This is a genomic window from Candidatus Binataceae bacterium, assembly GCA_035508495.1.
Lineage (GTDB): Bacteria > Desulfobacterota > Binatia > Binatales > Binataceae > JASHPB01.
Map to the genome: position 1 here is coordinate 15,016 of DATJMX010000035.1, position 13,253 is coordinate 28,268.

At 61.0% G+C, this 13,253-nt stretch carries 10 protein-coding genes; 8 read left to right on the forward strand and 2 right to left on the reverse strand.

Annotated features, from left to right (window positions below):
• Positions 1-135 precede the first annotated feature (135 nt).
• Positions 136-1,647: a threonine ammonia-lyase, biosynthetic gene (gene ilvA / locus VMA09_11580; GenBank protein HUA34239.1), complete on the forward strand. Its 1,512-nt coding sequence runs from the start codon at positions 136-138 to the stop codon at positions 1,645-1,647.
• Between the two features lie 271 nt (positions 1,648-1,918).
• Here ilvA and VMA09_11585 read toward each other — a convergent pair whose 3' ends face one another.
• Positions 1,919-2,209, reverse strand: coding sequence for a hypothetical protein (locus VMA09_11585; GenBank protein HUA34240.1), 291 nt, complete (start codon positions 2,207-2,209; stop codon positions 1,919-1,921).
• A gap of 56 nt (positions 2,210-2,265) precedes the next feature.
• Complete coding sequence (gene thiO / locus VMA09_11590) at positions 2,266-3,432, reverse strand: glycine oxidase ThiO (GenBank protein HUA34241.1); 1,167 nt, start codon at positions 3,430-3,432, stop codon at positions 2,266-2,268.
• A gap of 141 nt (positions 3,433-3,573) precedes the next feature.
• Between thiO and VMA09_11595 the strand changes: the two genes are divergently transcribed.
• The 7 genes from VMA09_11595 (at position 3,574) to VMA09_11625 (ending at position 13,056) form a co-directional block, all read left to right on the forward strand.
• Complete coding sequence (locus VMA09_11595; protein HUA34242.1) at positions 3,574-4,242, forward strand: hypothetical protein; 669 nt, start codon at positions 3,574-3,576, stop codon at positions 4,240-4,242.
• Entirely contained in the window at positions 4,187-5,344 is a 1,158-nt protein-coding gene (locus VMA09_11600) for a serine hydrolase (GenBank protein HUA34243.1), read from the forward strand. The genes VMA09_11595 and VMA09_11600 overlap by 56 nt, the downstream gene beginning before the upstream one ends.
• 88 nt (positions 5,345-5,432) lie before the next feature.
• Positions 5,433-7,382 (forward strand): primary-amine oxidase, encoded by a 1,950-nt coding sequence (locus VMA09_11605; protein HUA34244.1) that lies wholly within the window; start codon positions 5,433-5,435, stop codon positions 7,380-7,382.
• Positions 7,383-7,410: 28 nt separating this feature from the next.
• On the forward strand, positions 7,411-8,568 hold the full coding sequence (locus VMA09_11610; GenBank protein HUA34245.1) for a PLP-dependent transferase: 1,158 nt from the start codon (positions 7,411-7,413) through the stop codon (positions 8,566-8,568).
• A 223-nt stretch (positions 8,569-8,791) separates the two neighbouring features.
• A complete protein-coding gene (locus VMA09_11615) occupies positions 8,792-11,905 on the forward strand; it encodes a response regulator (GenBank protein HUA34246.1) in 3,114 nt (1,037 codons plus the stop codon).
• Entirely contained in the window at positions 11,898-12,212 is a 315-nt protein-coding gene (locus VMA09_11620) for an Hpt domain-containing protein (GenBank protein ID HUA34247.1), read from the forward strand. The genes VMA09_11615 and VMA09_11620 overlap by 8 nt, the downstream gene beginning before the upstream one ends.
• A 100-nt stretch (positions 12,213-12,312) precedes the next feature.
• Positions 12,313-13,056, forward strand: a complete 744-nt coding sequence (locus tag VMA09_11625; protein ID HUA34248.1) for a hypothetical protein — start codon at positions 12,313-12,315, stop codon at positions 13,054-13,056.
• The last annotated feature ends 197 nt before the right edge of the window (positions 13,057-13,253 follow it).

Below are 13,253 nucleotides of genomic sequence, written 5' to 3' on the forward strand. Positions count from 1 at the left end.
GGTGGGGTGCGCGCCGAGCTGCGTTAATCAACTCGGAATTTGCAACAGACCCCTCTCGCCGCGATGGCCCGGAGGGGTTTTGCTTTTCGGCATCTCCGTGGCTGGCGGCAAGGGGCGAGGCCAGGGAGAATTGCGATGGATCATCACGGGATGCTGACCGCGGCGCTCAACGCCCGAGTGGCCGAGGTCTTGCCCGACCCCACCCCAATCACGGAGGCTCCGCTGCTTTCGGCGCGGCTCGGATTTCCCGTGCTGCTCAAGCGCGAGGACATGACGCCGATCTTTTCCTTCAAATTGCGCGGCGCGTACAACCGAATCGCGCATCTTGATCATGCCGCTAAAGCGCGCGGCGTTATCGCCGCGTCGGCCGGGAACCACGCACAGGGCGTTGCCTATTCGGCTGCGAGGCTGGGACTACGCGCGCGGCTGGTGATGCCGACAACGACGCCGCTCATCAAGATCGATGCGGTCCGGCGTCATGGCGCGCAGGTCGATCTGTTCGGTGATAACTATTCCGAAGCTGCCGACCATGAGGCGGAGCTCGCGCGCGCAACGGGCATGGTTACGATTCCGCCCTTTGACGATCACGTCGTGATAGCAGGTCAGGCGACGATTGCGCTCGAGCTGCTGCGGCAAGCCGACTGCGGATCGATTTTCGTCCCCGTCGGCGGCGGCGGACTAGCCGGCGGTATTGCCGCGGTGATCAAGGCTGTGCGACCGCAGGTGCGCGTCATCGGCGTTGAACCCAACGACTCCGATGCGATGACGCAATCAATCCGTGCCGGGCGGCGCGTTGAGCTCGAGCATGTCGGGACCTTCGCTGACGGCGTCGCGGTGCGAATCGTGGGTGAGCATACGTTTGAGCTCTGTCGCCATTATCTCGACGATTGCATTACGGTCGGCGTCGATGAAATCTGCGCGGCGATAAAAGACGTCTTCGAAGACACACGCACCGTGCTCGAACCCGCGGGCGCCCTCGGCGTCGCGGGCCTCAAGCACTATGCGCGTCAAGGCCGAGTGCCGCACGGAGCTGCGCTCGCTATCGCATCGGGCGCCAATGTAAATTTCAGCCGGCTTGCGTTTGTGGCGGAACGCACCGCGCTCGGCGAGCGGCACGAGGCGATGCTCGCCGTGACGATTCCGGAACGCGTTGGTGCATTCCTCGAATTCGCCACACTGATCGGCGATCGCAATATCACCGAGTTCAATTACCGGCTGTCGTCGCGCCAGGAGGCGCATATCTTCGTCGGGATCGAGACGGGCGGCCCGGCTGAAGCGGACGAGATCGCGCGCGTGCTGAACCAGCGCGGCTTTCGATACTGCGATCTCACGGACAACGAGCTTGCGAAATCGCACGTGCGTCATATGGTCGGGGGACGAGCGCGCGAAGTGCGCGACGAAGTGTTGTTCAGCTTCGAATTTCCGGAGCGTCCCGGAGCGCTGCTCAAGTTTCTCACCGCGCTCGGCAGCCGCTGGAACATCTCGCTCTTTCACTATCGCAATAACGGCGGCGCCTGGGGCCGCGTTCTCTGCGGTTTCGAAGCGTCAGCCGACCAGCGGACCGCGCTGATAGAACGCCTCGCGGCGTTGGGCTTTGCCTATCGGGAGGAAACAACAAATCCAGCCGCCGAATTTTTCTTGAGATGAACTCGCGTGCGCCCTCCCAATAGCCTCGCCCGCGGCTGACGCCGCAGGCGGAAGCGCACACCGGGAGAGGCCGCGGAGCGCTTCGTAAGCGAATCGCTCCGCGGGTGAGGGTGCAGCGTCTCGAAGCTTGGCAGAATGTGAGCAACGAAGATCCCGGCTTGCGTCCTTCGCTGCACCCACAACCGCGCGTCACGCCGCTTGCGATAATGATCGCAACCGCCGCGCCACGCGACCGCTCCCATTTTGCGGGCGAGGTATTCAGAAAGGCGTTTTAGGACTTTAAGAGTTCGGCGAGCTTGGCGGTGAATTCGCTGCGGGAGAGGGTTTGCTCGAAGCCGGCTTCGCGCGCGGCTTTCAGCGGTTTCAGATCGATGTGCGAGGCGAAGCCTACGAGGCGGGCCGAGGGCGCCGCGCTGCGAACTTTTGCCGCGGTCTCGGCGGCGGGAAATGATCCATCTGACAGGTCCGCGAAAACGATCGAAGGTTTGAGCTCGGTGCAGCGCTTTTCCACCACGCTCAGGTCGGAGGCGTATCCGATCTCTGCGCCAACGATGTTTGCCACCGCATCGATCTTCGAGCGGAAGAACAAATCGCGAACCAGCCCTAGTGCGACAATGCTCATAATGCCTTCAAGGTGAGCGGGACTTTCTGCGCCCTGCCCTCGCGGAATCGCGCGGGTAAGACATCTTTCAAGTCGATTCGTGGTCGGCGCTCTTTGACGAGGTCCGCGACGATCTCGCCCGTGAGCGCCGATAGCAAGATACCGCTGCGGAAATGCCCCGACGCGTAGATCACATTCGAGACCGTTGGCGACGGTCCGATCACCGGCACCAGGTCGTCGGTCGCGGGACGCAGTCCTGCCCACGCCTCGCGAAATGGAATCGCGCCGAGTTGCGGCGAGAGGCGACGCACCGCGCGCAGGATCACTTCCATCCCGGCCATCGTGACGCTCTTGTTGAAGCCCGCCTCCTCGAAGATCGAACCGGCAATCACGCGGCCATCGCGGCGCGGTACAAGGATTCCATCACCGGAAAAAAGCGACGGCGCGAGGACGCCAGGGCGCGCATCGAAACAAATGATCTGGCCGCGCACCGGATAGAAGCGGATCCCGTCCTGCTCGAGGCCGCGGATTTCGCTGCTCCAAGCGCCCGCCGCGACGATCACGACATCGGCCGATTCGGTCGAGCCGTCGTCGAGCCGCACGCCCGCGGCTTTGCCGCCGCGCTCGATGATCGCGTCGACGCGCGCGCCTTCGCGAATCTGGGTGCCCTTGTTCACGGCGGCATTGATATACGCCTGCGTCAGCTTGCGATTGTCGGTGCGCCGATTGGTCGGCATGTGCAGCGCGTAAACGACCTCGTGCGACAGCGTCGGCGCGAGCTTCAGAGCTTCCGCGGCCGTGAGTTCCTCAACGATACCACCGCCCGCCTGCTGCCACGCCGCTCGCGCCTTCAAATCCTCGACGGTGCCGCTGTTGAACGCGACGTAGAGCACGCCGTGTTCGTCGTACTCAGGATCGACGCCGCTCTCGCGCGTGAGGCGCTCGATGTTTTCATCGAAGGAGCGCTTCGCCTCCATCGCGATATCGAAGAACGGCCCCGGTTCGTGCGCCTCAGCCTGTGGCGCGATAAGTCCGGCGGCCGCCCACGAGGCTTCCTGCCCGAGTCTGCCACGCTCGAGCATCGTGACTTCGAGGCCTTCGCTCGCAAGCCGCCACGACACCGACGCGCCGATTATTCCTCCGCCAATTACAACTGCTTTCACTCCAAGTGAGTTTACCGGCATCGATGACAAGGCGAAACGCCTCTCAATGGCTCTGTCTTTTGGGCAGATCGTTCGCAGTACGAACAATCCTGTCTTTCTTGACAAGATTGAGGACGCTTCTATATTGTCCGCCGTGACAAGATTCCCTCTACCAGGCAGGCCATGGCGAGACCGCGCATCGGTGATCAGCGACGAGAAGAGATACTGGCCGCTTTCGAGGCGTGCGTGGTGCGCAAGGGCCTGGAGAAAACCACCCTCGGTGACGTTGCAAAGGAAGCCGGCCAGCCGCGATCGCTGGTCCGCTACTTCGCCGGCAATCGCGCCGAGCTCGTCGCGCTTTTGATCGATCGCCTGGTCAAGCGCAGCATCGATCGGCTACTTGAACTCCGTGCGCAATGCGGCCGTGGCGCCCGGACGCAAATGATCGCGTTGCTGTTCGAGGCGCTGTTTTCCGATCCAGTTACCAACACGATTATCGTCGAACTCTGGCACATGTCGTACCGTTCGGCGTCGCTTAGAAATCGCCTTGCCAGGACCTACGAATACGCAATCGCGGAGATGGCAAAGCATCTGTCGCGCGGCGAGGTGGACCGCACGAGCCCCGAGTTCGATGCGATTTTTGCGACCTTTTCCCTGGGTCTTGGCGCGGCCGTTCTGAAGCACTTCGGCGTCTTGCCCAACGACCCGGCCCAACTGCTGCGGATCGCCCAACGCGTGGCCGCTAACGCATCCCGACAGAATAACCCCAGAGAAAAACGACGAGGAGTCAAACCACATGCCCCGGCAAGCCGAAGAAACAGGGTTCGGATCACTGCGCATCTTCTCGGGTGAACCGCAGGACGACAACTTCGCCAACCTGAAAAATCTCGTGAAGGTCAAGGAGATGAGGCCTTCCTCGCGGCCGTTCGAATTTTCGACGGGACCTGCGATCGCATTGCCAAAGACTTACGAGGTCAACGGCGTGTCGAAGGAACTGAAGCGCCTGCTCGAGGAAACGCATACCGTCGCGTTGTTCGTGCTCAAGGATGGCGCCGTCAGATTCGAAGATTACGCAAGCACCGGTGGACGGAAAACCCAGTGGATTTCAATGTCGGTGGCGAAGAGCTTCACCTCGGCCCTGGTTGGGATCGCATTGGCAGAAGGCCGGATCGGCAGCCTCGAGGATCCCATCGACAAGTACGTGCCGAAGCTGTCCAGGTCCGCGTATGACGGGGTGCGCATCAAGGACGTGCTGCAAATGTCGTCTGGGGCGCGATGGTACGAGGACTACAGCGATCCCAAATCCGATATTTTCCGCCTGAGAGTCGCATGGGAGCGCGGCGGCTCGCTCGACGATTTCGTCGCGAGCTTGCCCAGGGAGAAACCTCCCGGCACGGTATGCAAATACGATTCGGCCGATACCCAGGCATTGGGCATGCTGCTCGTGAGCGTCACGGGAAAATCGATCGGCGATTACATGCAGGAGAAGCTATGCGAACCGCTCGGCATGGAGTCGTCGAGTTATTGGTTAATCGACGACCGAGGCCGCGAGCTGGCTTTCGGCGGCCTGCTCATGACCGCCCGGGATTTCGCCAAGCTGGGTGAACTCTATCGCAACGGCGGTGTGTGGAGCGGGAAGCAGGTTGTACCGGCGCACTACGTCGCCGCGTCGACGAGGGCCGACGCTCCTCACCTGGCGCCGGGCAAGCCGATCATCGCCGATCATACGCTTCCTCTCGGATACGGTTATCAGTGGTGGCTTCCGGAGGGCGACCGCGGCGAGTTCACGGGGATCGGGGTCTATAACCAGTTTGTTTATGTCGATCCGTCGCGCGGCGTCGTCATTGTGAAGCTGTCGGCCAATCCGGCTTATGGTACGACGGCTGATGAAGAAACCAACCTGGACTTTCACAATGTCTGCGCGCTGCGCGCTATCAGCGGTCAGTTAGATTGAGTCGAATCGGTCGCGATAGCAGACCGTGCGAGTCATAATGTGGCGAACGACTAACGACTAGGATTTAGTCTCGATGGAGATTTGAAAAATGAATGTGAGGACAATCGAGAAGCCTGCCAGCGCAGGATTGGCGACGCAGCATCCCCTGGCTCCCCTGACTCCGTCGGAGATCGCGAAAGTCGTGAGCATCGTCCAAGCTTCGCCGCTCTTCAACGACAAGACTCGCTTCGAAGTCATTGAGCTATTGGAGCCATCTAAGGCTCTTGTTCGTGCGCTCAAACCAGGTCAGAAACTTCCCCGTGAAGCGCGGGCCAACATCTTCACGGCGGGCAAGATCGGCGTCGCGCGTCTAAAGGTTTCACTCGACGAAGAGAAGATCATCAGCGCCGAAGAACTTCCCGATCAGCGTCCCATGATCCAGCTCGAGCAGTTCCTCCTGGTCGAGAGCACCGTGCGCGCTGACCCGCGCTTCGCCGCGGGATGCGCCAAGCGCGGCATCACCGACATGAGCAAAGTATGCATCGATCCGTGGTCGGCCGGCAGCTTCGACGTTCCCGGCGAAGAAGGACGACATCTGTGCCACGTCTTTGCATGGGTGCGCCTTTACAAGAATGAAAACTTCTACGCGCATCCGATCGAGGGCCTCAACGCCGTCATCGATCTGAACAGCGGCGAAGTCATCCGCGTCGATGACTATGGCGTCGTGCCGATTCCGATGAACGAGGTGAACTACGAGGCGCAGTTTCTGAAGAGTGATCGCCAGGCGCTCAAGCCGATCGACGTGGTGCAGCCCGAGGGCGTCAACTTCGCGATCGAAGATGGCGTGCTGACCTGGGACAAATGGCAGCTCGTCGTCGGCTTCAACGCGCGCGAGGGTCTGACGCTGCACGATATCCGCTACGACGACCGCCCTGTGATCTACCGCGCCTCGATCGTCGAGATGCTGGTGCCGTATGGCTCGCCGGACAACGGTCACTTCCGCAAGCACGTGTTCGATATCGGCGAGTATGGGCTCGGCAAGCTCGTCAATTCGCTGAAGCTCGGATGTGACTGCCTGGGCGCCATTGAATATCTAGATGTCAACGTCAATATGATGGACGGCTCGCTGATGACGATCGAGAATGCCATCTGCATCCACGAGGAGGACTCGGGCCTGCTGTGGAAGCATACCGACTTCCGCACCGACCGCACCGAAGTGCGCCGCGCACGCAAGCTCGTAGTTTCAATGATCGCGACGGTTGGCAACTACGAATATGCCTTCTACTGGTACCTGCATCTCGACGGCGCTATCGAGTTTGAGATGAAAGCGACCGGGATCATCAACACGGTGGCGTGTGAGCCTGGCAAGCCGGGCAAGTATGCGACCGAAGTTTCGCCCGGCGTCGCAGGACAGATTCATCAGCACATCTTCTGCGCGCGCCTCGACATGGCAATCGATGGCGACGCGAACAGCGTCATCGAGCAGAACACTTACGCTGAGACCGAGGACTCGCAGAATCGCTACGGCAACGCCTACTTCGACCAACCAACGCTGCTGAAGACGGAACTGGAGGCAGGCCGGCGCATCAATCCCGAAACGATGCGCTACTGGAAGATCATCAATCCCAACGTGAAGAATCACGTCGGCCAGCCGACCGCATATAAGCTCGAAGCGAAACACACCGTGACACCATTCGTGCGCAAGGATAGTTTCTCCGGACGCCGCGCCGGCTTCGTGCAGAATCACGTATGGGTCACAGCGTTCGATCCCGAGGAGCGCTATCCAGGCGGTGATTTCATGAATCACTCCAAGGGTGGCGGCCTGTCTGAGTTCGTAAAACAGAATCGCCCGATCGAGAACGCGGATATCGTGTTGTGGCACGTGTTCGGGTTGCATCACACGGTGCGGACCGAGGACTTCCCGGTTCAGCCGTGCGTGATGACGGGATTCAAGTTGATGCCGGCCGGGTTCTTCGATCGCAATCCAACGATCGATCTGCCGCCGGCCGCGAACAAGGCGAGTTGCTGCGCCAATGCCAATGGCGACGGGCATCATTGAAATCTAGCCACTCCGCGGGACGACCAGCATGCGACGAATGAATGAGATCGAGACGAAGCTCATCCACGCCGGGGAAGCCTCGCCGCGGATCGGCGGCGCCGTCGCGATGCCGATCTTCCAGTCGTCAACCTTCGAGTACTCCGGGGAGAGCGACTACCACGACATCAAGTACATCCGGCTGAACAACACGCCCAATCACGCCGTGCTGCATGCGCGGCTGGCCGCGCTCGAAGGCGCCGAGGCCGCGCTGGTGACGGGCAGCGGGATGGCGGCGATCACGTCCACGCTGCTCGCGCTGGTGGGCGGCGGCGGGCATATGCTCGCGCAGGATTGCCTCTACGGCGGCACTCACGATTTGTTGACACAGGACTTTCCGCGCCTCGGCATCGAGGTCGATTTCGTCAATCCCGATGAGCCTCAGAGCTGGCGCGAGATGCTCCGCCCTAACACCAAGACGCTGTACGTCGAGACGATTTCGAATCCGCTGATGCAGATCGGCGATCTTGCTGCCGCGGTTGATTTTGCGCGCGCACATCGGCTGGTCTCGATCATCGACAATACTTTCGCAAGTCCGCTGAATTTTCGCCCGCCCGAGATCGGTTTCGATATTTCACTGCACAGCGCGACGAAATATCTGAACGGCCACAGCGATATCGTCGCGGGCGCCGTGGTCGGACGCGCCGCGCTGGTGAAGCAAGTCAAACGCGTGCTCGATCACACCGGCGCGCCGCTCGATCCGCATGCCTGCTTCCTGCTTGAGCGCGGGCTCAAAACGCTCGCGGTTCGCGTGCGCTATCAGAATGAGAGCGCCCTCAAGATTGCGCGCTTCCTCGAGCAGCACGCGAAAGTCGCTCACGTCAACTATCCGGGCCTCGAGAGTCATCCGGCGAACCTGCGCGCGTGCGAGATGTTCGACGGCTTCGGCGGGATGCTGAGTTTCGAACTGCGCGGCGGCCTGACAACCGCGGAGCGCTTCCTCTCCGCGCTCACGATTCCGATCATCGCGCCGAGCCTCGGCGGCGTCGAATCTCTGATCACGCGCCCGGCCGCAACCTCTCATTCAGGAATGTCCGCGACGGATCGCGCGCGCGCAGGTATCAGCGACGCGTTGATCCGAATGTCAGTAGGCCTCGAAGGGACCGATGATCTAATCGAGGACCTGAGCGCGGCGCTCGAGCAGTCGTAATCGCTCTGCGTCGGCGACGTATCAGTTTCGATCGCTCTGTCGATAGCTTGGCCCTATTTCGCGACGGCGCCGCCGTCGATGCGCGCCTCTCGCGTGCGATAGCCGCCTAAAGAAAGGCATCGCCCGACTCTCCCGCCGCAAAGCATGGGCACTCCGGTTGCTTTTCATGCGGGGCACCGCTCACTTCGCGTGCTCTCGATTAGAGCTTCAAAGCAGCAGCGCCATGTCTCCTACCGTTTATCCTCACGTCCACGTTCGGCCGCATTCGAACGGCGGACTTTCATCGGGCGCACGTCGCAATCGTTACATCTCGCGGCAAACGATCTATGAGCCGCGAGGCGTCCAACTCCGCACGGCGCGGCTTTTGCGGGTCGGCGCGACCGCGATCCTGTTATTCGAATGCGTCAATGCTTTGATCGCACGCGCCGATCCAGCCGAGTTCGCCGAGACGTCGCAGTTTTTCATCATGGCGATCGCCGGGGGACTGCTTGCGATTCTGATTACGTCGGTCAGGGCTTGGCGCGGTTACTGGCGACAACTCTCGTTCGCGATCAGCGCCGGGATGATTTTCAACGCGTTCCTCATCTCGCGACGCGTCGGCACCAGCGACCAGGTGCTCATCACCGCGATGCTTGGGATGTTCGGGACCGCGACACTCGTGCCGTGGGAGCCGGGATGGGAACTCGGTATCACGGTAATTGGGCTGCTGGCGATGCTCGGCATCACGGTCGGCAACCCGTCACCCGATCCCGACATCGCGCTTCACTGGCTAAGCGTCCTGACGACCGCATTTGTCGCGAATATGGCGGTGCGCGTTGCCAATAACTTCCGCAGCGCCGAAGACGCGCAGCTCGCTGCCATTCATAGTCATCATCAGCGGCTCGATGAGGAAATTCGAATCCGCGAGCAGCTCGTCGCCGATCGCGAGCGCGCTCACCAGAAGCTCGCTGAGAACGAGGCCATGCTGCGAACGATCCTGACCGCGATTCCTGATCAGGTTGTGGTCAAGCGCAAGTCTGATGGGACGCTGGTCGACTTCAACGCGGATTTAAGCCGACCTGGCGTCGATCACGAAGAGTTCATGCGCCTTTGTTCGCGACCCGACGGGGCGTGGGTCAGCGCTCAGCGTCGCGCCGAGTTCCGCAAGATCGTCGATGAACACGGCATCGTGCGCAACCTCGAATGCGAGTTCTATCGGTTTGATGGAACGATAATGCCGGCGCTGCTGTCTGCTGCTGCCGTCGACTTCAACGGCGAAACCTACGTGGTCTCGATCGCGCGCGATATTACGGAGCTCAAGGAAACCCAGTGCCGGCTCGAAGAGCGCGAGCTCACGTTACGCAAGGTGCTGGATGCGAGTTTCGACGGCATCTCGATCGTTCGCCTCTCGGACAGCAAGTTCGTTGACGTGAACCGCGTGATACTGGAACGGAACAACATCAAGCGTGAGGACATCCTCGATCATACTTCGCAGGAACTCGGATTCTGGCTCGACGACAACTTGCAGGCTGAGTTCCAGAAACGGCTGATCCGCGACGGTGAGATCCGCGAGCTTGAACATGAGATCCGCACTCGCGACGGATCCGTCATAAACTCGCTGACCTCGGCCGTCATCCTCGAAATCAATGGCGCGCCCTGCATCGTGTCGTTTGCGCGCGATATCACCGCCGCCAAGAAGGCGCAGCAGGAGCTTGAGGCCACGCGCGAGAAGGCGCTGGCCGCGTCGCACGCCAAGTCGGAATTCCTTGCCAGTATGTCGCATGAGATCCGCACACCGATGAATGCGATTCTCGGCATGACTGACATGCTCGCGGAAACCGAACTCAGCCTGGAGCAGCGCCGCTTCCTCAATTCGGTGATGAGCAACGGCAATGCCCTGCTCGAACTGATCAACGGCATCCTCGATCTCGCCAAGGTCGAAAGTGGACGCCTGATGCTCGAGAGCGTGGAGTTCAGCCCCGAAGAACTAACCGAGCGAGTGCTCGAAGCGCTCGCGATTCGCGCACACGAGCGAGGCATCGAGCTGATAGGACGAATCTCGCCGTCGATTCCTCAAACAGTCGTGGGCGACCCGCTGCGTTTGCAGCAGATTCTGATCAATCTCGTGGGTAACGCGATCAAGTTCACACGGCGCGGCGAGGTCGTGGTCAGTGTTGACCTCGATTCTTCATCGGAAGATCCGGGCGCGCTGGCCTTTTCGGTATCCGATACCGGAATTGGAATCCCGCCGGAAAAGATCGACTCGATTTTCACGCCGTTCACGCAAGCCGATTCGTCCACTGCGCGCCGCTATGGCGGCACCGGTCTTGGACTAACGATCGTTGCGCGCCTGGTCGCGATGATGAATGGCGACGTGAAAGTCACGAGCGAGCCGGGACGCGGGAGCCGGTTCTCTTTCACTGCAAGGTTTGGCTACCCGGCCAGCAGAATCGTCAATGGGACATCGCCGCGCAAGCTGGAAGGTCTCGCCGTGCTGATTGCCGATTCAAACGTGGCGTCGAGCGCCGCTACCGCTGCGATTCTGAGCGCGGAAGGCGCGCAGGTCTCCGAGATCGACGGCTCCGGACGCGTGGCAGAGATGATCCAGCGCGCGCGGCTGCTCGGAAATCCTTATGCAATCGTTGTTATCGATGGACGGATCGTGCCGGCGGGCGGACTCGAACTGGCGCGGCAGCTCCAGGCGATCGACGGCCCTAAGCCCGCGCTCATCTTGACGCTCGCGACTGACGACCAGACCTCGAAGATCGCGCGGCTGAAATCGAGCAGACTCGAGAACTACATCACCAAACCGGTAAAGCGTCAGGAGCTGCTCGCAATCGTGGATACCGCCCTTAAGCGCGGCGATTCGACCAACGACAAGCATGACGCCAACTCCGGTCGGGGTGTCACTGACAATTCGTTGATAATCGATCGCCCGCTCAAGATCCTCGTTGCGGACGACTCCGCCGACAACCGGATGCTGGTCGCAGCTTATCTGCGCAAGACGCCGTACCAGGTGGTCGCCGTCGAAGACGGACAGCAGGCGTTCAATCGCGCGACCACCGATCATTTCGACCTGGTGCTGATGGATATCCAGATGCCGGTGATCGATGGCTTCACCGCGACTCGCATGATCCGGCAGTGGGAGTGCGAACATAGCGCGCCGCGCGTGCCGATCGTTGCTCTGACCGCATCGGCGCTGGGCGAGGCTGTGGGCCGCGCGCACGAAGCTGGATGCGACATCCACGTCTCCAAACCGGTCAAGAAAGCGACGTTGCTGAAGGCGATTCGCGACGCGGTTGCATTGCAAAAGAAAGCGGCCCCGGAAGGCGCTCAACAAGGAGCCTTAGATGGTTGAACGAATCACGATCGAAGTGGATGAGGACCTTAGCGACCTCGTCCCCGGATTTCTCGCCCGCAAGCGCGGCGAGCTCGAAGCGATGCGCGACGGGGCCGTGCCACACGACTACGCCGAGATCGGGCGCACCGCCCATCGCATCAAGGGCGAAGGCAGCGCGTACGGCTTCGATCGCATGAGCGACGTCGGCCGCAAACTGGAGGACGCAGCCAAGGCCGGCGACGATGGCGCGATCACGACGCTCGCTAGCGGTCTGCTCGACTTTCTCGACCACGTGGAGATCGTGTTCAGGCCCTGCGAGGAGTGATGCGCAAGATTTGAGGCCGCGCCCACCTTCGCATCCCCCCTTTGGCGAATGCGGTTGCGCTCGGGCGAGCCCCGATGCTACCGATCGGGCGCGGCCTCAGATGTTTGCCTCGTGCCCCCGCCCTTCGCGATTCAAATATGCAATCGCGATCCTGCTCGTTGCGGGATCGATCGCAGCGGTGCGCGCCGAGGAGATTCCCGATAGCGTCAAGTCGTATGCTGACGCGCTCGCCGCGTTGCAGAAATCCCGCCGCCGCCAATCGATCGAGCCGGTATTCGAAGCCGGCTTTCAGACGACCTCACATCTGCAAGCCGTCCTGCCCTCGCTGAGCGAGGCCGATTACCAAAAGGCCCAACGCGAGATGCAGGGCTTCATCGTCGTGCGCAAAGCGAACGAGAATTCCGTTGTGCGGCCCAGCGTCGATTACTTCAAGGCGCTTGCGAAGAAGAAAGGCATCAAGGCCGATCGCGCGTTCTTCGACGTTTACGCGCAGACCGAGCCTGATGGGAACGGGCCCTTCCCGTCCTACATCAAGCAGCGCGACGAAGAGTCGGGTTGCACCAACTTCGCGGGCAAGAAGATCACCGAGCTCTATCGCGAATGGCTCGCGTTCCGGACCGGGTATCCCGATGCGTACCAGTCAGAAGCGCAGGGCGAGATCGACAGTATCGAGACCGAGCTCCAGTCGGGGATCTGCTCGTGCGACGATGCCGATAAAACCGCGGCGGGTTTGCAGAGCTTCGTCGACGCGTACCCCAACGTGCCGATCGCGCCGAAGATCAAGACGCGGATCGATCAAATCAAGAGCGGCAAATCGGCCTTCCGCTTCAATTGCAAAGGATAGCTGGCGTTCGTTACTCCCCGATCTTTCTTCCGAGGACCTCTTCACGGGAGTTTTTCATGACCAACCGTATCTGCTAAACACCCGCTGTCTGCCTGCTAGAGAGCGTTATACCTGACTGAGGAGGAGCCAGTCATGAGGTGCTCGTGCAGCGGTCGATTCGGTTCAGGTCTTGTCCTTTTGGCGATTAGCACGGGATT

Bases quoted from the DNA above. Each gene is read 5' to 3' on its own strand.
- VMA09_11610 (HUA34245.1), top strand. From the start codon at position 7,411: ATGCGACGAATGAATGAGATCGAGACGAAGCTCATCCACGCCGGGGAA.
- VMA09_11625 (HUA34248.1), top strand. From the start codon at position 12,313: ATGTTTGCCTCGTGCCCCCGCCCTTCGCGATTCAAATATGCAATCGCG.
- VMA09_11595 (HUA34242.1), top strand. From the start codon at position 3,574: ATGGCGAGACCGCGCATCGGTGATCAGCGACGAGAAGAGATACTGGCC.
- VMA09_11620 (HUA34247.1), top strand. From the start codon at position 11,898: ATGGTTGAACGAATCACGATCGAAGTGGATGAGGACCTTAGCGACCTC.
- thiO (HUA34241.1), bottom strand. From the start codon at position 3,432: ATGCCGGTAAACTCACTTGGAGTGAAAGCAGTTGTAATTGGCGGAGGA.
- VMA09_11600 (HUA34243.1), top strand. From the start codon at position 4,187: ATGCCCCGGCAAGCCGAAGAAACAGGGTTCGGATCACTGCGCATCTTC.
- VMA09_11615 (HUA34246.1), top strand. From the start codon at position 8,792: ATGTCTCCTACCGTTTATCCTCACGTCCACGTTCGGCCGCATTCGAAC.
- ilvA (HUA34239.1), top strand. From the start codon at position 136: ATGGATCATCACGGGATGCTGACCGCGGCGCTCAACGCCCGAGTGGCC.
- VMA09_11605 (HUA34244.1), top strand. From the start codon at position 5,433: ATGAATGTGAGGACAATCGAGAAGCCTGCCAGCGCAGGATTGGCGACG.